Genomic DNA, 23972 nt, shown 5'->3' on the forward strand with positions numbered 1-23972 from the left:
CGACGGTTGGCCATGCCGCCGACACCGCGGGGTTCACCTTAAGGCAGGCTTAAGGTTGGCCGGTCCGCCAGCCCCAACGCGCGAAGATGGCGGCCCCATCGTCGGACTTCAAAAATTCAAGGAACGGCTGGGCGTCGGCGTCCTGGCGGCCGGTCTCGGTCACAACGGCGCCGGCGTCGCGGTAGATGCGGTAGGGCTCTTCGACCTCGACCACATCAGCGAGGTCCGGATTGGCGACCTGCCAGATGCCCCAGATGATCCAGGCGTCCAGCGTCGGGTCGTCGATCCAGGCTTGTCGGGCCTCGGCGCTGTTGCGGGCGTAGACGACGATGTTGCGACGCAGCGCGCGCACCTTGGCGATGTCGCCGGTGCGACCGGCCATATCTTCCCACAGGCCGTTCTGGCCCGCGCCGTTGACGACCAGGACTCGGCGACCCGGCTGGAAAAGATCCTCCAGGCCGCCGATGCCGTTCGGATTTCCCGGGCGAACGAGAATGGAGGCGGTGCGCAGATAGAGCGGCTCGACCGCCTCTGCGCGGATGCGGCCCTCCAGAGCGCTGACGAAGTCGGTCATCATCGTCTCGGAGCCTGAGAAGATCAGGTCGCCGTCCGCCTTGGCCTGGTCCAGCCATTGGGGCGCAGGTCCGGCGACGACGGCCACGGCGCGACCGGTGCGCGCTTCATAGGCCTTCGCCGCTTCGCGCATGGCGGGGGCGGGGCCGCCCGGGCCGTAGACATGAAGAGGATCGGCGGGCGTCTGGGCGTGGGCGGCCAGGGCCGTCGTGCTCAAAAGGGCGGCAAGGGCCAGGGTGGAAAGACGCATCAAGAGTTCTCCTGGGGCGGGGCGAAGTGATTGGCGGGGATCTTGAAATAGACCCGCCCATCTGGCGCGGGCGGCGGCAGCACCCCGCCGCGGATGTTCACCTGAAGCGCGTAGAGCATCAGGCTCGGCAGGGGTAGGGTGGCGTCCCGGCCGTCGCGAAGCCGCACAAAATCCGCCTCTCCGCGTCCGCCGCCGACATGGATGTTGTCCGCCTTCTGCTCTCTCACGGTGCTGAAGCAGGCGGGCTCGCGGCCATCGGGACCGTAGTCGTGGCCGACGAAGACGCCGGTCTCCTCGGGCAGGGCCAGGATGTCCTGGATGCTTCGGTAGAGGGCCTTGGAATCGCCGCCCGGAAAGTCGGCGCGCGAGGTGCCGGCATAGGGCATCATCAGGGTGTCGTGGACGAAGGCGTTGCCGCCGATCACATAGGTGATGGACGCCAGGGTGTGGCCTGGGGAGAAGATGACCCGCCCCTGCAGGTCGCCGACAGCAAACGTATCACCGGCCTGGAAGAGACGGTCCCACTGGCGACCGTCGGTCGGGACGTCGTCGTCCAGGCCGTAGATGTCCTTCCACAGCCTCTGGACGCCGATGACCTTCTCGCCGATGGCGGTGGGCGCGCTCAGCTTTTGCTTAAGGTAGGGCGCGGCCGAAAAGTGGTCGGCGTGGGGATGGGTGTCCAGCAGCCATTCGACGGTCAGGCCTTCAGCCTTGACGTAGTCCAGGATGGCGTCGGCGTTGCGGGTCGAGGTCGCCGCCGCCTTCTCGTCGAAATCCCAGACCGGATCGATGATCGCGCATTTGCGGCTGACCGGGTCGGAGACGACATTGCCAACTGCCGGTCTTCTTGTCGTGGAGCGCTGCGATGCGCGCTCCGCCGTGGTCGATGATCTGCATTAAGGCTCCGTTTGGTTTGCGAAGAAAAGGGCCGGACCGCTTGCGCGGTCCGGCCAGCGTCCGATCAGGCGGCTTTCGGGGCGTCGGGGAGGTCGCGCGTTGAGAAATACCAGTCGGTGTAGACGTAACCCTCGGAAGCGCGAGCCTCGGCCGCCTCGGCGGTCTTGGGCGGAGGGACGATAGCCGGTTGGCCAGGGCGCCAGTTCTCAGGCGTCGCGACCCCGTTGGCGTCTGACGCTTGGAGCGCGGTGAGCAGCCGAACGAACTCTTCGATGCTGCGGCCATTGCTCATGGGATAGTAGACCATGGCGCGCAGCTTGCCTTCCGGATCGATCAGGAAGGTCGCGCGAACAGCCGAGGTATCGGCCGCCCCGGGGTGGATCATCCCGTAGGCCTGGGCCACCTCCATCTTCAGATCCTCGATGATGGGGAAGGGGATTTCGACGCCGAACTTCTCCTTGATGTTCCGGGTCCAGGCCAGGTGCGAAAAGATGCTGTCGATCGAAAGCCCCAGGAGCTCGCAGTTCAAGGCGGCGAATTCATCCGCGTGCTTGGCGAAGCCGATGAACTCGGTCGTGCAGACCGGGGTGAAGTCCGACGGGTGGGAGAAGAGGATCAGCCATTTGCCGCGGTAATCGGCCAGGCTGCGATCCCCGTGCGTGGTACGGGCGTGAAAGTCGGGGGCGGGTTCGTTGAGGCGGGGCAGTCCGGTCATGTCGATGTCTCCTTCAGACGCCCCATTGAACACTTACATACACACTTACCCAAACTAATAGTTCTTATGGCCAGTGAAGGTTCCGCCTATGCCGAGACGTCAGTTCACAACCAGGGCATATCCGGCCTGTTGAAGGTGGATGACCGTCATCAGGGCGGCGAGATCAACGCTCACGCCCGGTTCGAGGTCGGCTTGCGCGATGCCGTTCCCGGCCATGGCCTGGCCGCACAGCCGAACCTGGACGCCGGCGGCGATGAGGCTGCGGATCAGGGCGCTGTTGGGGTTGGCGTCGCCCTTGCCGCGCGCGGCCCAGGCGGCGTCGGACAGGACCGCAGGGGTGGCGGCGCCGTGTAGCACGACGACGATCTGACGCTGGTCGGCGTCCACGTCGCCCGCCGCCAGCATATTCGCCAGCCGTGCAACGCGATCCAGCCCCTTCAGCGGCCTGTCGTCCGGACCGCCCTGGGAGACGTCGAAGATGACCCGATAGACGCGCGACGGATCCGGCTGTTCGCCGGCCTCGGGCAGGGGCTTGAAGCCGCCGAAGCCAGAGACAGCCTGGGCGAAGCTCGGGGAGGCCGCCAGGGAGGCGGCCAGGGACAGGGCGAGGAGGAGGGTTTTCATGGCCGGTTCCGGTGTGCGGGCGCTGGGGGTCAGGGACGGCGGGCGACGAGATCGATCAGGGCGGACCGGCCGCTGTGGCCGGCGCCTTCGGAGACGTCGCTGTCGTGGCTTTTCAGATGCAGGATGTCGAAGTCGGCGAAGGCTTCGCGGAGCAGCGCCTCGGTGTAGAGGTTCTCGACCTGCCCCGGGCCGCCCGTTCCATAGGCGATCTGTTCCGGCCGATAGCCCTGCAGCAGGATCAGGCCGCCAGGCTTCACGGCCGCCTTCATACGCTCGAAAATGCGGTCGCGCAGCGGAGGCGGGGCGAACTGAATGAAGACGGCGACCACGACGTCGAAGGCGTCCTGCGGCCAGGCCCAGGTCTCGAGGTCCGCCACCTGAGCGTCCAGTGTGACCCCGCGTCGCTCGGCCAGGGCGAGGGCCTTCTCGACCGCGCGTGGGGCGATATCCGTGGTCGTGAGAGTCAGGCCCTGTTCGGCGAGCCAAACGCCGTTTCGTCCCTCGCCGTCGGCGACCGCCAGAGCGGTCATGCCGGGCTGGAGCCGCGCGATCTGAGCGGCCAGGAAGGCGTTGGGCGTCTCGCCGAACAGATAGTCCTGGCGGTCATAGCGGCTGTTCCAGAAGTCGCGGGCGGCGATGGAGTCCATAAGGTCTTCCTTCAGATGATGAGGACGCTGGCGGGCAGATCGGTCTCGCCAGGCGTATGGTCGGCGAACCAGGATTCAAGCGCGCCCACAGTGTCGATGTCGAGCGTCCGGCGGTCCCGCCCGTAATGTTCGGGCACGCCCTGGGCGGTGACGAAGGCCACCGGATAGTCCGCCTCCGGCTCGAAAGGGCGGTCCCCGACCAGCAGGCGATCAAGGCGCTGTCCCTTCGGGTTCTCCAGCTTCACGAAGGCCGTCAAGCCCCGGCAGCGTTTGATATAGCCGCCCATCTGTTCGTACGGGTCGCCGGCGAAGGTGCGCTCAAGATTCTCTTCCAGCATCGCCTTCAACTCGGCTCCGGTCAGCGTCGTGCGCGAGATGGGTGGGTTCATCGGCGCCATATTGTAGAGGTCGCCCAGAGTGACCGGACCCGGCGGGACGGGCGCGCCGTATCGCCAGCCGTTCGAGAAGGCGATGTCCACGTCCGCCGCCTGCGCCGCTGCGGCCAGAAGGACGTCGTCCATCGGCGCGCTGGCCATGGCGTAGCGGTGAAGGGGGATGACCGTGCGGCCGATGACGCGCGCCAGACGCTCCCGCTCGGGAGCCAGGGCCGTCACCACCAAGCCGGCGACTTGATCGTCTTCGGGGCCAGCGTCCACGGCTATGAGCCGATGGCGGCGCAGGGACAGGCGGCCCTCTGCAATCTCCAGGTCCAGCCGGCCGATATAGGCGCCGTGGCAGCCGGACTGAATGATCAGGGTGTCGCCGACGCGGGCCGGCTCGTGCAGACGGTTATGGGTATGGCCGCTCAGGATCACGTCGATGCCCGGCGTCTCGGCGGCCAGCTTGAGATCCTGCGGAAAGCCCAGGTGCGACAGCAGGACGACCAGATCGACCTTCTCCTCGCGGAGCCGGTGCAGCTGCTCGCGGGCTTCGGCCACGCCCATTTCAAACCGCACGCCTTCAGAGAAGGCGGGGGGCATGGTTTTGTCGACGATGGGGCAGGCCAGGCCGATCACGCCGATCCTCAGACCGCCGCGCTCGAACACCCATCGCCCGTCGAACACGGGCGCGCCGTCATCCTTGCGGAAGACATTGGCGGCCAGGACGGGATACTCCAGTCGCGCCGCCAACGCCTTGAACCCCGCGGGGCCATAGGCGAACTCCCAGTGCGCCGTCATGGCGTCGATCTTCAGAGCGTTCATGATCGGGACCAAGGCCTCGCCCCGGCTGGCGACGGCGACCCGCGTGCCGTGGAAGGTGTCGCCGTTATCCAGGGTCAGACATGGGCCTTCGGCGCGCGCCTCTTCGAAGAGGCGCGCGATGCGGGCGACCCCGCCCAGCCTTTCGAACCGCCAGCCGCCTTCGGTGCGCACCAGTTCCGGGTGCGGCTCGAGATAGCCGTGCAGGTCGTTCAGTTGGAGCAGGGTCAGGGCGGCCATGGCGACTCTCAGCGCAGCGGTTGTCCGGAGCGGATACGACCGATCACGGCTGCGAGTTGCGCCTGGGGCATGCCGCCGGGGATCAGATTGCCGTTGATGATAAAGGCGGGCGTGCCCTGGAGGGCCAGGGCCGCCGCTTCTCGGCCGTTTCGGTCGAGCACCGCGTCGATGTCTGCGCGGTGATCGGCCAGGTCCTGATTCAGGCGCGCCATGTCCACGCCGGCCGACTGGACCAGACGCGTGATGTCCGCCTGGTCGCCGATGCGCGACGGCGACAGCATGAAGGCGTTATGGACGGCCTCGTACTTGCCTTGGTAACTGGCGGCGAGGGCGGTCCGGGCGGCGGTCTCCGACACGTCGCCGAAGATCGGCCAGTCCTTGTACAGGACGCGCACCTTGGGGTCCGCCTTCAGCAGGCCGTCGATCTCCGGCTGCATCTTCTTGCAGTAGGGGCAGTTGTAATCGACGAAGCCGATGATGGTCACATCGGCGTTCTGGGCGCCGATGAAGGGCGCTGCTGGGTCGCGCAGAAGGTCGTTGAAGCCGACCTGGGCGATGGGCGGCATGTCTTGTCCAGAGGCGGCGGAAGGGCTGGCGGGCGCCGCGCCGTTGTCGGCGTCGGCGGGGCCGCAGGCGGCGAGCGCCAGGACGGCGGCGAGGGCAGGGGCGAAGGTGCGGTTCATGGAAGCTCCGTGAGGCGAGGGGTCAGTGCAGACGCGCGATTTCGGTCGCGATCTGTTCGGGGGCGATTTCCCCCATGTGGGCCTTGGCCAGACGGCCGTCGGCGTGGAGGAACAGGGTCACCGGAATGCCGGCCGTGCCGTAGTGGCGCGGCACCGCCATGGCCTCGTCAAACAGGACATGGTCGAGGGCCAGCCCCTGGCTCTGCAGAAAGGCGCGAACGCCGGCTTCGCCCTCGCCCTGGTTGACGAAGAGGAAGCGCACATTCGGATGGGCTTTTTCGGCCTGGGCCAAAGCCGGCATCTCGCGCCGGCAGGGCGGGCACCAGGTGGCCCAGAGATTGATCACCGTGGGCCGGTCGCCCGGAGCGGATAGATTGATGGGCGGGGCGTCCATCGCGGCCAGCGTCAGGGCGGGCGGCGCCATGGGCTGCGTCGCCGAGGCCAACTGATGGGCGGTGGTCCAAACCAGGGCGCTGGCCAGCACAGGCGCAATGGCCCAGGCGCGTTCGCGCGTCGTGCGCAGCAGCAGGATCGTGGCCAGGATCACGACCGGCGCGACCCAGATCCAGCTGAACCCGCCCTGCCAGATCGCGAGCGCTCGCCACGGGTCGGCCCCGAAATACTCCCGGTGCGTCGCCACGTGACCGAGGCGGGCGGCCGCCAGACCGCCGAAGACCAGAACTGTGCTCCACAGGTTGAAGCGCGGGCTGACCCGGCTGGCCAGCAGTCCGGCGCCGATCATGAAGACGAACACGCCCGCGATAATGGCGAACCGCTCTCCCGACAGGACGAGCGGGCCCAGGGTGATGGCGTTCATGCGGCGGCTCCGGCGCTCTGCAGGGCGGATGCGACGTCTTGGGCCGACGTCTCTCCGATCAGTCGGCTGCCCGGCGCTTCGGTCGCCGAGGGCGAAAGGAAGATCATCGTCGGCGGCCCGACCACCTCGTGCCGCTCAAGAAGCGCGCGCGCCTCGGGCGTGCTGCGCGTGACGTCGACCTTGATGAGGTCGGTGTTCGAAAGGCCGGCGATGACGGCGGGGTCCTCGAACACCGTCCGCTCGATCACCTTGCAGCTGACGCACCAGTCAGCGGTGAAATAGACCAGGGCGGGACGTTCGCGCGCGCCGGCATCGGCGACGGCGCGGTCCAGCGCCGTCTGATCCAGCACGACCGCCGCGGTTTCGACCGGCGCGGCGGCTGCGGCTCCAGCTCCAGCGGGACGCGCCAGGGGCTCAAGCGGGCGCCACGGGTCGTCCGCCCCGAGACTGAGTCCGACGAGCAGCAACAGGCCCCAGGTCGCGGCCGCCAGGCCGGCGACCCGGGCGACGCCGTTTCTCAGGTTCGGGCTCAGCGGCTGGAACAGGCCGAGGGCCGCCGCCAGACCGAGCGCCAGCGCCGCGCCGAGAGCCAGCGTCGCGGTCGGCGGCAGGATGCGGCTGGCCAGCCACCAGGCCATGCCCAGGAAGATGAAGCCGAACAGCATCTTCACCCGGTCCATCCACGGCCCGGCCTTGGGCAGGAAGCGCGCGCCGACCGTGCCGAACACGATCAAGGGCACCCCCTTGCCCAGGCCCAGGAAGAACAGGGCCGCCGCGCCCAGCCCAACGTCGCCGGTCTGGGCGATATAGAGCAGGGCGCCCGCCAGGGGCGCGGTCACGCAAGGGCCCACGATAAGGGCGGAGACGAAGCCCAGACCTGCGGCTGAGGGCAGGGACCGCCGGCCGTCGCCGCCGTCGCGGGAGAGGCGGCTGGTCCAGGTCGAGGGCAGTTGCAACTCGAAGCCCCCGAACATGGAGGCGGCGAGGATGACGAAGACGACAGCCAGAGCGCCCACGGCCCAAACCGACTGGAGCGCCATCTGCAGGTTCTGTCCGGACCAGGCGGCCGCGACGCCCAGGAGGGCGAAGGCGATGGAAAGGCCCAGCACATAGGCGACCGAGAGCATCAGGCCTCGGCGCGTACCGCGCCCGTCCACGCCGCGTCCGATGACGCCGGCCAGGATCGGATACATGGGAAAGACGCAGGGCGTGAAGGCCAGCAGCACGCCAAAGCCGAAGAAGGCGAGCAGGACCCAGGTCGCCCCGCCCTGCAGCGCCAGGCGATCGACGAAGCCCGGGTTGGCGTCCAGAGTGACCGCCGGCGATGACGCGACCGGCGAAGGCGCCGCCGCTCCCTCGTCGTTCTCGGGCGCGGGTGCAGCGCCCGGCGCCTGGATCGCCAGCATGGCCGCGGCCTGTGCGGTCTGCGCATCGGCCTCCCGCGCGGCCACGTCGGACTGCGGCCGGGTCGGCACGTCGATGGTGCGCGTCATCGGCGGGTAGCAGATCGAGTCTTCGAGGCAGCCCTGATAGGTGATGTTGACCGACGTCGGCTCGCCGGCCTGCGTCAACGTCTGCGCCGACAGGATCGCGCGACCCGCGTCATGCCAGACGTCGACGACGCCGAAGCCCGGATCGTCCTTGGTTTCGCCGGCGGCCAGTTCCAGCGGCAGAGACTCTTTCCCGCCCGGCGTGCTGGCGACGGTGTGGTCACGATAGAGATAATGGCCAGGCGCAATGTCCCAGGCGAAGGCCAGGTCGCCGTCAGCCTCACGCGTCACCGTCAGGGCGAAGGCCTTGTCAGGCGAAAGCGGAGCCTGACCCAGAGCCGAACCCGGCAGGGCGAAGGACAGGATTGCGAGAGCGGCGGGCAGCAGTCGGCGGAAAAACCTCATGGCCATCTCGTCGGCAAGCGAGCTTAAGTCAGGCTTAAGCCGGAGCTTGCACGTCACACCGCATGAGATTGCTCGCCATAGAAGACGATCCCGTTCTCGCTGACGGCCTCCAGGTCGGGCTCAGCGCCTGTGGCTGGACGGTCGAGGTCGTCGGGCGGGTCGAGGATGCCCTCGCGGCGCTTGAGAGTTCGGCGTTCGATGCGGTCGTGCTGGACCTGGGCCTTCCGGACGGCGACGGCCTTTCGGTGCTGCGTTTCGTTCGAGAGCGCGACATGGATGTCGGGGTGGTGGTCTTGTCGGCGCGCGATGACAGTCGGGACCGCATTGTGGGTCTGGACGCCGGCGCGGACGATTATGTCGGCAAACCGTTCGATCTCGACGAGCTGGCCGCGCGATTGCGCGCGGTGCGGCGTCGCCTGCTCGGACGTTCGACCCCCGCCTTGCGCCACGGCGGGGTGACCATCGATCCCAAGTCGCGTCTGGCTTGGCGTGAAGAGGGGGACCTGCCCCTTTCGAGACGTGAGTTCGCTATCCTGGAGGCCCTGATGGAACGGCCCGCACAGGTCCTCTCGCGCGGTCAGTTGGAAGAACGCCTGTACGGCTGGCAGGAGGAGATCGGCTCCAACGCCGTGGAAGTGCACATCCACTATCTGCGGGCCAAGTTGGGAGCCGGCTTCATCCGCACCGTGCGCGGCGTGGGATACACCCTGCAATGAGCTCGATCCGCCTGCGTCTGTTCGTCACTCTCGCGCTCGTGACCGCCCTGGTCTGGGGCGGCGCGGTCGTCTGGGTCGAAATCCAGACCCGGGCCGAAGTGCAACGGGTGCTGGACCGGCGCCTGATGGAGTCGGCCCGCATGGTTTCGTCCCTGATGCAGGCCGGCAGCGTGCGCCCGGCGATCCAGGCTCCGGACACCGGGGCCGCCGATGTCTACGACCGTCAGCTCTCCTGCCAGATCTGGTCGCTGGAAGGCGATCTGATCGGTCGGTCGCAAAGCGCACCTGCCGAGCGGTTGTCGGAAGGGGGCGACGGATTTTCTGAGCGCACGATCCGGGGCGAGCGCTGGCGCGTCTATACTGTGCATGATCGTGACGCCGGTTTCCGGGTCATGGTCGGGGACAATCTGGCCGTTCGCGAACACCTGGTCGGCAATGTCGTCACCGCCTTGATCGGTCCGGCGGTCCTTGGTCTGCTGGCGCTGGGTGTGCTGATCTGGTGGTCGGTTGGGCGGGGGCTGGCGCCTATTCGACAAATGACCCGCAGCCTTGCGGTACGGGATGCGGAAGATCTGACGGCGTTAGACGTATCGCCGGACGCCCGCGAACTCCGTCCCTTCGCCCTGGCGCTGAACGACCTGATGTCACGCCTTGGCGCAGCACGGCGTCGCGAGGCCGAGTTCACGGCCGCCGCCGCGCACGAGTTGCGTACCCCTCTGGCAGGCCTGCGCGTTCAGGCGCAGATTGCGGCGTCGTCTTCGGATCCTGCCGTTCGAAGCCGCGCGCTGGAGCAGATTCAGACCTCTGTCGATCGCACCGCCCGCCTCGTCACAGGACTGCTCGCCCTGGCGCGCGAGGACGAGATGCCGGTCGGCGAGGAAGATCGCCGCTGGGTGACGCTCCGATCGCTGTTTGCAGGAGCGGAAGGCGATGGTCGGGTCTCGTTCGTCGACGGTGACGCGCTGCTCAACGTGGATCCAGATCGCTTCAGTGCAGCGGCCGCCAATCTGCTCGCCAACGCACAGGCGCACGCGGCATCCTCAATCCTGATCAGCTACGACCCGACTTCCGGACGTTTGATCGTCGAGGACGACGGACCGGGCGTGGCCTTCTCGGATCTGCATCGGCTGGGCAGGCGCTTCTTCCGCGCATCGAACGCACCCTCCGGAGGGAGCGGTCTGGGACTTTCCATCGTCCTCGCCACTGTGAAGGCCCATGGGGGACAGGTGCAGTTTCTCCGGTCAGCAGATGGGGGCCTTCGTGTTGAGGCGCGTCTTCCAGCGACCTAGGGCGTTGGATTGCGCGCGTTTGCGGCAGGCTCGAAACGGGGGGCTTTTGCGAAGTCGGCTTTCGCGAAGGGTCGGTCCCGGAACAGGTAGCCGTAGTAGAACTGGCGCAGGTCGCGGTGGAAGGCGCGGATGCGGTCCTGGTAGGCGAGTTGGGCCTGCAGGTCGGTCTCCGCCATGTGGGTCATGAGCGCCTGCACCCCGACCGAGGGCAGGACCCAACCCAGCGCACGAGCCGTTGCGTCGCGGCTCTCGAGCCCGCTCCTGTAGGCGTGGACCTGATCGGCGACGCTTTCATCTCCGACCTGGTGGAAGGCGAAATACCATTTGTAATGGAAGGCGTCTGTCAGGGGCGGCGAGTCGGCCCACTCAGGATGGCCCGCGTAGAACCGGCGCATGGTCTCCTCGCGCGGGACGTCCCAGGCACGGTTGACCCGCTCGCGCTGGGCCAAGGCGATCTCGGCGCCCTGGTCGACCGGGATGGCGCGGTTGACGAGGACGTTGGCCAGGGTGGGCAGGATCAGCACCAGGACGAGCCAGGCGGCGGCGAGCGTCGCGGCGTTGGCCACCGAACTCCACCGCAGCCGACTCGTCAGGCCGCACACGAGGACCCAGAAGAAAAGATAGACGAACGCCAGACCCAGCACGGCCAGCATCGTCAGCGGCGCGACGCCCGACACCATGGCCGCGATCAGGAAGGGTAGCGCCAGCGCGGCCCAGAGCAGACCCAGACGCAGCCCGCTCCTGCGGAGCCAGAAGGACAGGCCGCCGCCGGGAAGAGCCTGCAGCATCCGCAGGCGGCCGGCCTCTCGCTCTCCCGAGACCAGATCGTGGAACAGGGCGATGACGAACAGGGGCGCCAGGAAGACGAGGACAAAGGCGAAGTCGAAACGACCCGGCAGGGCCAGCTCGGGGTTGAAGGTGTCGCCGTCATAGATCTGCGCTTCGAGCCCCAGGGCCCGGACACGCAGGATGTAGGGGGAGACGTCCCGCATGCCGAGAGCTGCGAAGGCGAGACGTGAAGGCGGATCCCACGTCGGATGGAAGCTGTAGTAGCCGGCACTGCCGGCGTCCTTCTTGGCGTCGATCCAGTCGGCTACGGCGCCGATGTCCTCGGCCTGGGCCGGCGCGATGGCCGCGATCGCGGCGCGCTGGCGGCCGATCTCGGCAAGACCCGCGATCACCGAGGCCGTCGTAAGCACCGTCAGCAGGATCACGGCGATGACCGACAGACGCGCCCGCAGGAACAGTCGAAATTCGTGGCTCAAGAGGGTCATCAGCGCGCTCCCAGTCGACGGGTGGACAGGCTCAGGAGCAGGCTGGCGAACGCAAACCAGGCGAGCAGGATCGCCAGGCCTGGAAGGGCGGCCGTCGCGAGGGTCTCTCCGGCCGGCGGCTGATAGGCGAAATCAGGCATGAGCCGCCAATTGTCAGAGCCGATGCGCTTGCGCCGGTCGGCTCCAGGATCCTGGGCGGTGTCGTCGCTATAGCTGACATCCTCCGCCTGAAGACGATTGAGCCGTTGCACAAGGTCGTAGCGATAGGCCTCCGCCTGCTCGAGGAAGCGACGATGACCGGCGAAGTCGGTGCCGGCGGCGGCCATGGACAAGGACCGGACGGCGATGGCCGGGCTGATGAGGCCGATCGCGTTGACCAGGCCGTTTTGACGGGCTTGGGCGTCGTAGCTGGCCCTGGCGTAACGGTCGAACAGACCCGACGTCAGCCGCTCGCCCTCCATGCCCAGGAGGCCCTTGTAGTTCACCGGCAGGTCCTCGATGCGGGTCACCCCGTAGCGGTCCAGCACCGACTGTTTGAACGCTGCGAAATGCGGGTCGTCGGGATTGTGGCTGTCGCCCGTCCTGCGCAGATCGCGGGCGATTGCGACATCGGTCTGAAACCGGTTCTGCAGGGGCGTGACCGCGCTGGCGATGTCGGGCGTCATCCGGGGCGCCAGCACGGCGACGACCGCCCAGACTGCGACCAAGGCCATGAGGGCGTCGCGGCTCCGTCCGGCCCTGGCGGAGACCAGGACGATGATGACGATCCAGAGGGCGAGATAGAGGCCGTAGCCGACGGCGATGACGGACATGGGCAGCGCCAGGGCGCCGGGCTGACCGGCGATCAGCAAGAAGCCGATCATCGCCGGAAGCCCCACCAGAATGGCCACTACTCCGAGGGCGGAAAGCTTGCCCAGCACGATCTGACGGCGAGAGACGCCTTGCAGGAGGAGGAGCCGCAGGGTCCCCCGCTCGGTCTCGCGTGCCAGCACGCCGTAGCCGAGAAAGATCAGCAGGAGCGGCGCGACGATCTGGAGCACAAAGGCCGGGGTGAGTTGGCCAAACCTGACCAGGAGAGAACTCTGGCGGACATCGCCGAAGTTCGCCGAGTTCTGGCGATGGCCTTCAAGGAACATGCTGTTGCCGGTGAAGGCGTCGACGCCCGGATCGAAGGCGGCGAGCGGCCCCAGCGGGCGGAAGATGAAGGAGCCATAGTGGACCACCCGGTGGGGGTGACGATCCGGCTGGGCGTCGAACGCCTGTTCGGCTTCAGCCTGATGCCGTGCGCGCAACTCGGCGATGCCCTGCTGGTGCGCCCAGGAACTCAGGGAGGCGACGAGGGTGAGCAGGATAAGGAGGGCGAAGGCGATGACCGCGACGCGATTGCGGATCATCAGGCGCAGTTCATCCCGCGCGATCAGGGCGACGCCGTTCATGCCGCCATGGCCTCGCGACCGGAGGAGAACCGGGCATGGAGCGCGCGGACATCGAACCGTTCAGGACCGCTGGCGGAGACTTCGTCCGCAATGCGTCCCGCTTCCAGAAAGCCGATCCGGTCGGCGACATCGGCGGCGCTCAGGAGGTCGTGGGTGACCATAAGGACGGCCGCGCCGCGATCACGGACGGCCGACACCAGGGTGTTGAAATCCGCCGTGGCGCGCGGGTCCAGACCCGAGGTCGGCTCGTCAAGCAGGAGCACCGGCGTCTGCCGCAACAGGGCGACGGCGATGGCCACCTTCTGCCGCATCCCCTTGGAGAAACCGCCGAGGCGCTGGGTCCAGGCGCGGTCCTGCAGACCGGCTGCGGCGAAGGCGTCGGCGATTTCCTTTCGGTCCCGACGGGCGCCGGAAAGGGCAAGCAGGTAATCGGCGTTCTCGAACGCCGTCAGATGCTCGTAGAGAGCTACGTTCTCGGGCAGATAGGCCAGATTGCGACGCGCGCCATCTGCGTCCCGACCCGGATCGACGCCGCAGACCGCGACCTGTCCCGACTGGGCGCGGGCGAACCCGAGCAGGACCGACAAGGTGGTCGATTTGCCCGCGCCGTTCCCGCCCAGGAGGGCGGTGATGCTGCCGGCGGGCACGCTCAGGGACAGGCCGTCCAGAACGCGGTGCGACCCATAGCTGAGGCTGACGGTGTCGAGTTCGATCGCAGCGGTCATCTTCGTTTCCTTGCCTGGCGCGGCCACAGCCGCCTTCCACCTTGGCGACGACCACTGTCGCTCGCCGGATCGTCACGGCCCTTGACCGCAACGACTGCTGCCGAATAGACGCTACGATATAACATTACAAGCGGAGCTCCTTTGTCCCTACTACAGACGTTCGCACCGGCGCTGATGGCGTCAACGGCCCTCGCGTCGTTCGCATTCGCCAGCCCGGTTGCAGCTCAGGACTCGTCACGGAGCGCGGCCGATCAGTTGGGCGAGGTCATCGTGACCGGAAGCCGATTCGGCGCCCGCACATCGACGGAATCGACCACGCCGGTCGATGCGATCTCGCGCGATACCTTGCAGCAGAGCGGCCGGGTTGATCTCATCCAGATGCTCAAGGTGCAGGTGCCAAGCTTCAACGCGCCTCGCCCCCTTGGATCGGGCGTGGGCGACTACCTCACCCCGCCCTCGCTGCGTGGCCTGGGACCCGGCGAGGTTCTGGTGCTGCTGAACGGCAAGCGACGTCATACCTCCGCTGACCTTAACGCCAGCAATGGCGTGGGCCGGGGCGATGTGTCCGTTGATTTCAACGCCATCCCTTCGTTCGCCCTGTCGCGGGCGGAGGTGCTGCGCGACGGCGCCTCAGCCCAGTATGGATCCGACGCCATTTCAGGCGTCATCAACCTGATGCTTGACGGCTCGCTGGGAAGCCGGGCCCAGGCTACGACGGGCGTCACCGCCGAAGGTGACGGGGCATTCTGGGAGGCGAGCGCCTCATCCGGCTTCGCGATCGGTGATGGCGGCGTACTGCGCCTGACTGCCTCGTTCCAGAAGCGCGAAGGAACCGACCGGTCGCGTCCTGACACCCGTCAGCAGTATTTCGGAACGAACGCGGCCGGTCTGCCGACAACGATTTCCGGCAACTATGGCTCAGGCGTTGGGCTGACCCCTTCGAACGGGCGACTGGATCCGCGCGAGGCGACGATCGACCGGCGCGTCTTCCGCTTCGGCGACCAGCCCAGCACCAACGGTCAAATCTTCTACAACCTCGTCCTGCCGACCTCCGGCGACGTGGAGCTTTATTCCTTTGGCGGCTACGGTCGCCTCGACGGAGACATCGAATATTTCTTCCGCCGCGCAGGCCAGGACGAAACGCTGCGCGCCTTCTATCCGGACGGCTATCGGCCGCTTTTGGACACGCGGATCGAGAACGTATCAGTCGCCGTCGGCGCTCGGGGCGACGACCTGCTGGGCTTCGGCTGGGATCTGTCCAGCGTCTTCGGGCGGAACGTTCAGGACCTCTATTACGACAACAGCGTCAACGTCTCCCTTGGCGCCGCTTCGCCGATCCGCTTCCGTCGCCTCGGTGCGGATTTCGACCAGTGGACCACGAACCTCGACCTGACGCGCAGGATCGCTGCGGGCTCAGGCGCGCCGATCGAGTTGGCGCTGGGGTTCGAGTATCGACGCGAAGCCTACGGGCTGGAGTCCGGGGATCTCGACGGCTTCCGGAGCGGCGGGGTCCCCATTCTCGACGGGCCGAACGCGGGGCGACCCGCGCCCATCGGCGCCCAACCGGGCCCCTCGGCGGGCCCCGATGACACCGCAGCCCTCGATCGCGACAGCTACGCCGTCTACGGCGAGGTGCAGAAGGCCTTTGGCGAGCGGCTGCTGCTTCAGGCGGCCCTGCGCCATGAGCGCTATTCCGACTTCGGAGACACGACCAACTACAAGGTGTCAGGCCGCCTGGACCTGATCGGCGGCCTGGCGGCCCGCGCATCCTGGAACACCGGCTTCCGCGCGCCCGCCCTGGCCCAATCGGGATACAATGCGTCGAATACGCTGATCCTCAACGGTCAGCAGGCCATCGTCCGCGTCGCGGCCGTGGACAGTCCGGCCGCCCGCCTGGTCGGGGCGACGGACCTGAAGCCGGAGACGTCGCGCAATCTGTCGGCCGGCCTGGTCTTCGAACGGGGCGGCCTCACCGCGACCCTGGATGCCTACCGCATCGAGGTCGAGGATCGGATCGCCATCTCGTCGACCTTCCAGGATGCACGCCTGACGGGTTATCTGGCCGCCAACGGCCAGGGGAATTTCAGCGCCATCTCCTATGTGACCAATGCCGTGGACACCACGACCGAAGGCGTCGATCTGGTGGTGGCCTACCGGCATGACTTCGCCGACGGCGGCCAGCTGAGGGGGACGCTGGCGGGCAATTACACCCAGACCGAGTTTGATCGCATCGCCGGCACGCCGGCTCCGCTCGCAGCGCTCGGCATCACCACCCCGCTGTTCGACCTGACGCAGCAGCTTCGCTTCTCCGACAGCCTGCCCCGAGACAAGGTCACTTTGGATCTGGACTATGCGCGGGGTCCGTTCGGCGTCTCGCTGACGAACACCCGATACGGCGAGGTCTCAACCGTCGCCCTGACCAACCGGACGCCGGACCAGATCGCCGTCCTTACGCCCGGCTATGATGTGCGCCAGGTTCCGGTGGGAGCCGCCGGCAACGCCGACCTGATCCAGACCTTTGGGGCCGCATGGCTGACCGACCTCGAAATCAGCTGGGAAGTGACCCCGGCCGTCCGTCTCAGCCTTGGGGCCCAGAACCTGTTCGACGTCTATCCGGACGAGAATATCGCCTCAAGCGTCGCCAGCGTCGCGGCCGGGACCAACGGCGCCGACAACGCCGGAACCCAGCCCTACAACGCCATCTCGCCGTTCGGCTTCAGCGGCCGGTCGATGTTCTTCAGGGTGGGCCTGACGTTCTGAAGCGGTGATTAACTCCTGGGGGCGCAGGGTGGCTGACGAACTTCCGCTCTGTGCCCTTAGGCAAAGACCACTTGATGCGCTTCTCAGACCTTCCACCAACGGCCGCCTCTGACTCATTCGCGACTCTCGGAGCGTCCGCCTTCTGGCGGTGAGCCAATGTCTGCTGCTGTCGCACCCGCGCCTCCAAAGCAACTCCATGCCAAGGGCCCAAGCAGGGGCGTTGGCGTCGGGATAGGAGGGGTATTCAGAGTCGAGATACGCCGCGCCGACGGACGCCGAGAGCCGGTCGTCGATCCTCCATCGCGCCTCGGCTTCGGCACCCTGCTGGCGCAATTCTGCGGCGTGGCGGGTCAGGAACCGCAGCATCCGGTTTGTTGCATATGATCCCGAGCCATGTAACTGCCGCCGGGTGATCGCCGGGTGATCGCCGGGGGAGATCGACATTCAACACACTTCATTAAGATCGCAGCTCGCGGTGCTGGGCGCCGCGATCTTGCTGACCTCAGCGATCGGAACACCGGGCCACAGCCAGAGCAGGACTTCGCACCTCCCGACGTCGGGGCGGAGGGCCCCGGCGTTGGAGGTTCACAATATCGCCGGCGAGTTCCTGGGCTTCTGGGACTCGACCCGGGACAAGACCACTGCCGAACGCGTCGTTCTGTTCAAACGCGACGTCGCGCCTGAATTTCCGGGTTTCTACGGCCATGCCCGCTTCAACGGGCTGATGACGGAAGAGCAGCGAGACGGTACGATCGCAAGGTCGATCGAGAGCTTCGGTGCCATCCGCGACGCCTACGTCCTGAAGCTCGAGACCTTCGACAGGGATCTCGCGCGCAACACCTCCGTTTTCGCCGAGACCTTTCCGGACTTCCAGCCTGATCGGCCCATATGGGTGCTCCATTCCCTCGGTGAATTCGACGGCGGCACCCGGGTCATCGATGGTCAGGCGTTCCTGCTCTTCGGCGTGGACGGGATGGTGGCGTTCCACGATGCCGACGTGACGAACGAAGCGGCGTTCTTCCATCATGAGCTTTTCCACCTGTATCACCGCCCCCGACTTGGCGCGTGCGAGGCGATCTGGTGTTCGCTCTGGCAAGAAGGTCTTGCGACCTACGTCGCGTCGAAGCTGAATCCGGCCGCCAGCGAAGCTGAGCTTCTCCTCACACTGCCCGACGACATGGCCGCCGCCACGCGTTTGCAACTGGAGCCGTCGTTGCTCGCGCTGCGCCAGGTTCTGACCCTGAAAGACCCGTCTGCCTACAGCGACCTGTTCGGCTTCGGCGGGCCTGCCACATCGTCATTGCCGCAACGCCGTGGCTATTACCTGGGATTTCTGGTCGCCGAGCAACTGGGTCGAACCCACGATTTGCAGACCCTGGCCAATATGCCGGCTGAGCAGGCTCAGCCTCTGGTCATCGAGGCCGTTGACCAGTTGATCGCGAGAGCGCGTGCCACTCCATAGCGCTGTAAGACCGGGTCGAGCATCGTAGGCGAACCGATCCTGTTCGTGTTGCCCCGTCGGGCGCCGGGCTGCCATCGTGGTCGGTATCGGAGGTCAAGCGAGCCTGTGCGGGCGAGTTCCGGCGACGGCTCCAAACCCGGGGCTGAATCGGCCCATCCATAAACCAAGCTTGACGTTTGCCGGGATGAGGCCGAATCACCTTTCCTGTAACGAGCAGGAACGTTTGGGAGTCATGGCGTGGTTTGGTGCTGTCAGACTGGTCGACTACGAGCCTGACAGGCGAATCAAACCCCACGCCCACCGGGAGGCCAGCCTCAGCCTGATCGTGGGGGGACGATACTCGGAACAGATACGGGGCCGCGACGAAGTCCATGAGACCGGGCACATGCTCTACTGTCCGGCGAACAAGGAGCACGCCCAGGCCTTCGCCCCCCACGGGCGCACGGCAGGCGCAGATAAGGGGTGGGCAGCTCGATCGGTTTGCCGTCGTACTCCCCGGTGTCCGAAAACACCGCTGCATCGGTGAACTGGGTCAGGCCGCAATCAAGGGCGTAGAGTCTGATCGCCGCCGCCTGTTCGGCAGACGACGCGATCGCCGGGAATCCGGCGCCGGCGATCGCCAGGGCGGCCCCGAGCGCTGAGGCCATTTTGTGAGCTTGCTCATGAGGGGGTTCTTCACGACGGTGGGTGAGAGACAGGGTGCTTGGGGCGGTGTGTTGATGAGCTCGACGAAGGAGATCAGCCGGTTCGTTCGACGATCGCGTCGTGGACAGCCTCGAACCATGAGCCGAGCCGGGAGGGGTCGCCCGTGACGCGCATCTCGCCTCCCTCCAGATAGTTCTGGAGTGCTGCGGAGTAGGCCTGGTCGGCCGTCCTCAAGGTATTGAGCCGGCGGGCGGCGTCCGCGGTGAGCTCCACCACGACGTCCGCCGTCTCGTCGCGTCCTGCCCCGACCCTGAACGAAGGCCGGCCGTCCGCGATGTCAAAGCGGATGCCCTGCACCAGGCCCCCGGCGACCTCGGACCCGTCCGTGTACCGCTCGACAAACGAGACGCTGAGCGAGGTCGGCAGGCTGGCTTCGTTGGCGGCCCGGGTCAGGAGCTGGCCGACCATGTGGAACCAGGCCGTCGTGCCTTGCCTAATCTTGGAATGGTCCATCTTGGGATCCTTTGGTCGAAAGGGCGGATGATCGGTGTCGGGCGACGTCACGGGCGCGCGGCCGGGTCAGGCGACGTCGAGAACGATCTTTCCCTGGATGTGTCCGCGTGCCGCCCGTTCGTGCGCTCTGGCGGCGTCCGCTAGCGGGAAGCGGCTGTCGATGACGGTGCGCAGGCTTCCGTCGTCCAGCAGACGTGCGAGGTCCTTCAGCTGGTCGCCGTTGGACCGGACCTGGGTTGTCGAGACCGTGATGTTCCGCTGTGTCGCGGCCGCGGCGCCTTCGAAGCCGAGCGGGAAGGCGAGGAACAGGGCCCCGCCTGGTTTGATGACCGGAATGAGCGCCTCCGCCGCGGCGCCGCCGATCACATCCATGACGATATCGACGTCGTGCGCCACATCGGCGATCCTGGTCGTCTGGTAGTCGATGATCTCGTCGGCCCCGAGTTCTCGCAGGAGCTGCGCCTGGGCGGCCGAGGCGACCGCAATCACCTTCGCGCCCTTCAGCCTGCCAACCTGTACCGCGAAATGTCCGACGCCGCCGGCGGCGCCGTTGACCAGAAGGGTCTTGCCCGCGAGCGACTGCGGCTGGTGCTGGTCGGGCTGAAGGGCATTGGGTTCGTTATGGCCCAGCTCGACCAGGAACTGCCACGCGGTCAGCAGCGACATCGGAGCGCCGGCGGCCTGGGCGTGACCGAGGTTCAGCGGCTTGAGTGCGACCTGAGACGCGGGGGCGGTGACGTATTGGGCGTAACCTTGACTGCCGCCCATCATGCCAGCAGGGAAGCGCACCATGGAATAGACCTCGTCGCCGACCGCGAAGGCTGTAACGCCGTCACCAACCGCGGCGATGACGCCGGACACATCCGTTCCCAGGGTCAGAGGAAATTCCACCTTTGGCTGCCACTCAGCGGGAAGGGCGCTGTAGCCGTCGCGCAGGTACCAGTCCGGCGGATTAAGGCCGACGGCGTGAACGCGGATGAGGACCTCCGCCGCGGCCGGCGTTGGTTTCGGCGCGTCCTCGTAGCGAAGCACCTCGGGGCCGCCGAACGCGTGCTGGCGGACAGCCTTCATGGTTTGGTTCAACATCGTCCTGATCCTTGATGGGCGCCGAAGCGTCTTCTGGAGATCAAGATGATGTCGGTCTGAGCAGTTGATAATCGGGGCGAAAGTCGCTTTAGTCATGCCATGAAGGAACAGGTTGGTCTGGAGCGGCTCACCGGCCTTATCGCATTCGCTAAGGCGGGCTCGCTCGGGAGCTACACCGCCGCGGCGCGGGCCCTGTCCATTTCACCTTCGGCTGTGAGCAAGAGCGTGCAGAGGCTCGAGAAACGGCTGGGCGTCCCGCTCTTCACCCGCACGACGCGATCGCTGACCCTGACGGCGGAGGGGCAGGCGTTGCACGGGCGGGCGGTCAAACTGCTGTTGGACGCGGACGCGATCGAGCAGGTGGCGATGGCGTCGCGTTCCGAACCTTCGGGGATACTTCGCATCGCCGCGTCCTTGCCGCTGGGAATTCACGTGATCGCACCCGCCCTGCCGGCGTTCCGGCGGCGTTACCCCAAGGTCAGCGTGGACCTGCGTCTCAACGACCAGATCATCGACATCATCGAGGAGGGTTGCGATGTCGCAATCCGGATAGGCGATCTGGCGGACTCGCGGTTGATCTCGCGTCGGCTGGGACCTCTGCGCCTCTGCGCCTACGCGTCGCCGGACTATCTGGCGGAGCGCGGCGTGCCGCTGGTGCCGGACGACCTCGAAGGGCACGACACGGTCAACCTGCGCTACCAGAGCACGGGTCAGTTGTTCCGCTGGCCGTTCAACATCGGGGGGCGGGAGGCGGAGTTCACGCCGCCGGCCGGAATCGTCGTGGACGCCAGCGAAGCGGTGGTGGCAGCCGTTGTGGCGGGGGGCGGGGTCGGCATCTGCGCGAGCTTCATGGCGGCGCCCTGGGTCGCGAGGGGGCAACTGGTCCCTGTGATGACGGGGTTCGCAGTTGAGCAACATAACATCACGGCTCTCTGGCCAGAGAGCAGGCGGGCAAGTCCGGCTGTGCGAGCGTTCCTGGCCATGCTTCAGGACGTGATCCTGTAAAGACGCCTGAGAATGAGAGGTCTCGCCGTCTTGGGGCTTCTGGATGCCTCCTTCCAGATGAGGAGCTGATGACCGCTCGTGATTTGACCAGGACGTTTCGAATGGCCGCTTACCCGACTCCCTGTCGCGCCTCGCCATGTCGCCGGCGGACACCGTCTGTTGCTCGGGTCCAAATCGCCGCTCGCGGCTCGACCCGGCTCAGGGTTCGGCTGTCCTGACGAAGTCTATGAAGGCCCGCAGAGCTTCGGGCATCTGCCGCCGGCTCGGATAGTAGATGTGAAAGCCGGGGAAGGGTTTGCACCAGTCTTCCAGCACCCGCACCAGCTTTCCGGTCTGCAGCCAAGGGGCGACGAAGCTTTCTGGGAGAAAGGCCACGCCGACCCCTTCCAAAGCCGCCGCAAGGATCAGATCGGTCTCATTGACCGTGATCCTGTTCTTGATGTCCATTTCGATCGGCCCGTGGGGACCTTCGAAGATCCACCGATACAGGGCCCCGCTCTCGCTCCACCGGTAGGTCACGCCCACATGGTCGTGAAGATCAAGCGGCGTCCGCGGCGGTGGGCGCTGTGAAAAATAGTCCGGCGAAGCCACGACCGCCATTCTGAGGTCAGGCGTCAACCTCAAGGCGATCATATCCTGATGCACCAGGGCGCCGGATCGGATTCCCGCGTCGAAGCCCCTGGCGACGACATCGGTGAGGCTGTCATCGATCACCAGATCGAACCGAATGTCCGGATAGGCGGCAAAGAATTCCGCGAAGAGGGGCGTAAGGATGAGCCGGGCTGCGATGCGAGGAAGGTTCAGCCTGACCAGACCCCGGGGCTGACCCTGCCGGGCGCCGGCCTCCTGAACCGCGCTGTCCAGTTCGGCCATCGCCGGCCGCATACGATCGACCAGAGCCAAGCCCGCTTCCGTGGGCGCCACGCTCCGGGTCGTCCTGTTGAGCAGTCGGACTCCCAGCCGATCTTCGAGGGCCCGGACGGTCCGGCTCAGGGCGGACGGGGACACACCGAGGCGGGTAGCGGCCTTCCTGAAGCTCCGATCGTCGAAGACGGCCATGAAGGCTGTCAGTTCGGCGAACTCTCCACCCTTCATATTGATGTCTCCAAAGGCAACAGCCCGTCCCGATTATAGAGAATTATCGTCGACAATCCGACCCCCCAGATTGTTGTGCTGACAGCCACGGGCGCGCCGTCCGGCGTTTCTGACGGGTGTCTTCCGATTGGAAGGATCACGTGATGACGAACATGATGCGGCGTTGGGAAATGGACGCCCCTGGACGGGACAGGCTTGAATTGAAACAGGCTCCGATCCCCTCGCCGGGACCCGGCGAGGTGCTGGTCAAGGTGGCGGCGGTCGCGCTCAATTATCGCGACAAGATGGTGATCGAGACCGGTCGGGGCCTTCTGCTCGCCTTTCCGTTTACGCCGGGATCCGATCTGGCCGGGACGGTGGTTGCGCTCGGAACCGATGTCACGCGCCTCTCCATAGGGGACCGTGTGATCTCGACCTTCACCCCGGAGTGGATCGACGGTCTGCGGCCAGGCGACGCCCGCACGCCGGCCTATCGGACACTCGGCGGCTTCTATCCGGGGGTGCTTTCGGAATATGTGGCGTTCCCGCAAGACTGGTTCGTTCACGCTCCGACGACTCTCGACGACGGAGAAGCGAGCACGCTGCCCGTCTCGGGGCTGACGGCCTGGTTCGGCCTAGTCGAGCGTGCAGGGCTTCAAGCCGGGGACACGGTGCTGATCCCCAGCACCGGCGGGGTCGCCATTTTTGGCCTCCAGATCGCCAAGGCTCACGGGGCCCGCGTGATCGTATGCGGCTTCGGCGAAAATCTCGACCGCGCCATGGCGCTCGGGGCGGACCATGTCGTCGACAATCAGACCGGAGATTGGGAGGAGGCGGTGCTCGCCATCACCGGGGATCGCGGCGCCGATCATATTCTCGAGGTGATCGGCGGATCGCATCTGGCGAGCTCGGTGAGGCTCGCGGCCGTTGGGGGCCATATCTGCCAGATCGGCGCCCTGGAAGGGTTCGATATCTCCGCTCCGGCCATGCCGTTGATGCTGAAGGACGTCACGATTCATGGCATCGGCACGGGCAGCCGGCGGGCGCTGGAACGTCTCGTGCGGGCGGTGGACCAAACAAGCCTCAAGCCCGTGATCGATACGCGATATCGGTTTGAGGATCTCTTCTCTGCGCTTGATCACCTGGATCGCAGCGCGTTCGGCAAGATCGTGATCGATATGCAGGCAAGGGGCTGAGAGTTTCGCGATCGGCTATGCACAGAAATGTCGTGCGATCAGCCGATCGCGGCTCACGAGCAGGGCCGATGCGACGGATCCACTGAATATCGTGTCAGCGGCCGCCTCCGGCCTTCAGTGCACCATCCTTTCTGGCCGCGAGCTTAGGTCCGTTCTCGGCGGCGGGAACATACCTGAGTGAAGCCTATTGCCCGGCCAACCAGGCAGGGCACTGGCGTCGGCGCCCGCCCATTTGCGCGAGGCAATCAACG

The 23972-nt window shown here is 66.6% G+C and carries 22 protein-coding genes; 7 read left to right on the forward strand and 15 right to left on the reverse strand.

Going from position 1 to position 23972, the window contains the following annotated elements; genetic code table 11:
• Positions 1–49: 49 nt before the first annotated feature.
• Entirely contained in the window at positions 50–823 is a 774-nt protein-coding gene (locus tag ACP69V_RS04825; RefSeq protein ID WP_426022873.1) for a substrate-binding domain-containing protein, read from the reverse strand.
• Positions 823–1617 carry an MBL fold metallo-hydrolase gene (locus tag ACP69V_RS04830; protein WP_426024033.1) on the reverse strand — a complete coding sequence of 265 codons (795 nt, stop codon included), beginning with the start codon at positions 1615–1617 and terminating at the stop codon, positions 823–825. The genes ACP69V_RS04825 and ACP69V_RS04830 overlap by 1 nt, the downstream gene beginning before the upstream one ends.
• Here ACP69V_RS04830 and ACP69V_RS04835 point away from each other — a divergent pair.
• Positions 1562–1723 (forward strand): hypothetical protein, encoded by a 162-nt coding sequence (locus tag ACP69V_RS04835; RefSeq protein ID WP_426022874.1) that lies wholly within the window; start codon positions 1562–1564, stop codon positions 1721–1723. The genes ACP69V_RS04830 and ACP69V_RS04835 overlap by 56 nt on opposite strands.
• A gap of 61 nt (positions 1724–1784) precedes the next feature.
• Here ACP69V_RS04835 and ACP69V_RS04840 read toward each other — a convergent pair whose 3' ends face one another.
• From ACP69V_RS04840 to dsbD, 7 genes are all read right to left on the reverse strand, one after another.
• The gene (locus tag ACP69V_RS04840) at positions 1785–2435 is read right to left on the reverse strand and encodes a peroxiredoxin (RefSeq protein WP_426022875.1); all 651 of its coding nucleotides are present in this window, start codon (positions 2433–2435) and stop codon (positions 1785–1787) included.
• A 99-nt stretch (positions 2436–2534) separates the two neighbouring features.
• On the reverse strand, positions 2535–3059 hold the full coding sequence (locus ACP69V_RS04845; protein WP_426022876.1) for a DsrE family protein: 525 nt from the start codon (positions 3057–3059) through the stop codon (positions 2535–2537).
• Positions 3060–3088: 29 nt separating this feature from the next.
• On the reverse strand, positions 3089–3706 hold the full coding sequence (locus ACP69V_RS04850) for an SAM-dependent methyltransferase (RefSeq protein ID WP_426022877.1): 618 nt from the start codon (positions 3704–3706) through the stop codon (positions 3089–3091).
• An 11-nt stretch (positions 3707–3717) separates the two neighbouring features.
• On the reverse strand, positions 3718–5145 hold the full coding sequence (locus tag ACP69V_RS04855) for a bifunctional metallophosphatase/5'-nucleotidase (RefSeq protein WP_426022878.1): 1428 nt from the start codon (positions 5143–5145) through the stop codon (positions 3718–3720).
• Positions 5146–5153: 8 nt separating this feature from the next.
• On the reverse strand, positions 5154–5828 hold the full coding sequence (locus ACP69V_RS04860; protein ID WP_426022879.1) for a DsbA family protein: 675 nt from the start codon (positions 5826–5828) through the stop codon (positions 5154–5156).
• A gap of 22 nt (positions 5829–5850) precedes the next feature.
• Positions 5851–6645 (reverse strand): prolipoprotein diacylglyceryl transferase family protein, encoded by a 795-nt coding sequence (locus tag ACP69V_RS04865; RefSeq protein WP_426022880.1) that lies wholly within the window; start codon positions 6643–6645, stop codon positions 5851–5853.
• Complete coding sequence (dsbD, locus tag ACP69V_RS04870) at positions 6642–8540, reverse strand: protein-disulfide reductase DsbD (RefSeq protein WP_426022881.1); 1899 nt, start codon at positions 8538–8540, stop codon at positions 6642–6644. The genes ACP69V_RS04865 and dsbD overlap by 4 nt, the downstream gene beginning before the upstream one ends.
• A 62-nt stretch (positions 8541–8602) precedes the next feature.
• Between dsbD and ACP69V_RS04875 the strand changes: the two genes are divergently transcribed.
• Both ACP69V_RS04875 and ACP69V_RS04880 read left to right on the forward strand, forming a co-directional pair.
• The gene (locus tag ACP69V_RS04875) at positions 8603–9256 is read left to right on the forward strand and encodes a response regulator (protein ID WP_426022882.1); all 654 of its coding nucleotides are present in this window, start codon (positions 8603–8605) and stop codon (positions 9254–9256) included.
• Positions 9253–10545 carry an ATP-binding protein gene (locus ACP69V_RS04880; protein WP_426022883.1) on the forward strand — a complete coding sequence of 431 codons (1293 nt, stop codon included), beginning with the start codon at positions 9253–9255 and terminating at the stop codon, positions 10543–10545. Before ACP69V_RS04875 ends, ACP69V_RS04880 begins: the two co-directional genes overlap by 4 nt.
• On the opposite strand, the gene ACP69V_RS04885 is transcribed toward ACP69V_RS04880, so the two are convergent.
• Genes ACP69V_RS04885 through ACP69V_RS04895 form a run of 3 tightly spaced genes read right to left on the reverse strand, consistent with a single transcriptional unit; the run spans position 10542 to position 13980 of the window.
• Entirely contained in the window at positions 10542–11819 is a 1278-nt protein-coding gene (locus tag ACP69V_RS04885; RefSeq protein ID WP_426022884.1) for a DUF3526 domain-containing protein, read from the reverse strand. The genes ACP69V_RS04880 and ACP69V_RS04885 overlap by 4 nt on opposite strands.
• Positions 11819–13255 carry an ABC transporter permease gene (locus tag ACP69V_RS04890; RefSeq protein WP_426022885.1) on the reverse strand — a complete coding sequence of 479 codons (1437 nt, stop codon included), beginning with the start codon at positions 13253–13255 and terminating at the stop codon, positions 11819–11821. Before ACP69V_RS04890 ends, ACP69V_RS04885 begins: the two co-directional genes overlap by 1 nt.
• The gene (locus tag ACP69V_RS04895) at positions 13252–13980 is read right to left on the reverse strand and encodes an ABC transporter ATP-binding protein (protein ID WP_426022886.1); all 729 of its coding nucleotides are present in this window, start codon (positions 13978–13980) and stop codon (positions 13252–13254) included. Before ACP69V_RS04895 ends, ACP69V_RS04890 begins: the two co-directional genes overlap by 4 nt.
• A 270-nt stretch (positions 13981–14250) precedes the next feature.
• Here ACP69V_RS04895 and ACP69V_RS04900 point away from each other — a divergent pair, with 270 nt between their 5' ends.
• Together ACP69V_RS04900 and ACP69V_RS04905 are read left to right on the forward strand one after the other, a co-directional pair.
• Entirely contained in the window at positions 14251–16740 is a 2490-nt protein-coding gene (locus ACP69V_RS04900) for a TonB-dependent receptor plug domain-containing protein (protein WP_426022887.1), read from the forward strand.
• A gap of 577 nt (positions 16741–17317) precedes the next feature.
• Positions 17318–18202, forward strand: a complete 885-nt coding sequence (locus ACP69V_RS04905; protein ID WP_426022888.1) for a hypothetical protein — start codon at positions 17318–17320, stop codon at positions 18200–18202.
• A gap of 738 nt (positions 18203–18940) precedes the next feature.
• On the opposite strand, the gene ACP69V_RS04910 is transcribed toward ACP69V_RS04905, so the two are convergent.
• Both ACP69V_RS04910 and ACP69V_RS04915 read right to left on the reverse strand, forming a co-directional pair.
• Positions 18941–19360: a hypothetical protein gene (locus ACP69V_RS04910; protein WP_426022889.1), complete on the reverse strand. Its 420-nt coding sequence runs from the start codon at positions 19358–19360 to the stop codon at positions 18941–18943.
• 66 nt (positions 19361–19426) lie between these two features.
• The gene (locus ACP69V_RS04915) at positions 19427–20446 is read right to left on the reverse strand and encodes an NADP-dependent oxidoreductase (protein WP_426022890.1); all 1020 of its coding nucleotides are present in this window, start codon (positions 20444–20446) and stop codon (positions 19427–19429) included.
• Between the two features lie 99 nt (positions 20447–20545).
• Here ACP69V_RS04915 and ACP69V_RS04920 point away from each other — a divergent pair, with 99 nt between their 5' ends.
• Complete coding sequence (locus tag ACP69V_RS04920; RefSeq protein WP_426022891.1) at positions 20546–21451, forward strand: LysR substrate-binding domain-containing protein; 906 nt, start codon at positions 20546–20548, stop codon at positions 21449–21451.
• 198 nt (positions 21452–21649) lie between these two features.
• Here ACP69V_RS04920 and ACP69V_RS04925 read toward each other — a convergent pair whose 3' ends face one another.
• A complete protein-coding gene (locus tag ACP69V_RS04925; protein ID WP_426022892.1) occupies positions 21650–22546 on the reverse strand; it encodes a LysR family transcriptional regulator in 897 nt (298 codons plus the stop codon).
• Between the two features lie 143 nt (positions 22547–22689).
• On the opposite strand from ACP69V_RS04925, the gene ACP69V_RS04930 reads away from it, so the two are divergent.
• Entirely contained in the window at positions 22690–23721 is a 1032-nt protein-coding gene (locus ACP69V_RS04930) for a zinc-dependent alcohol dehydrogenase family protein (protein WP_426022893.1), read from the forward strand.
• The last annotated feature ends 251 nt before the right edge of the window (positions 23722–23972 follow it).

Source organism: Brevundimonas sp. PWP3-1b1, from assembly GCF_049896065.1.
GTDB classification, from domain to species: Bacteria; Pseudomonadota; Alphaproteobacteria; order Caulobacterales; family Caulobacteraceae; genus Brevundimonas; species Brevundimonas intermedia_B.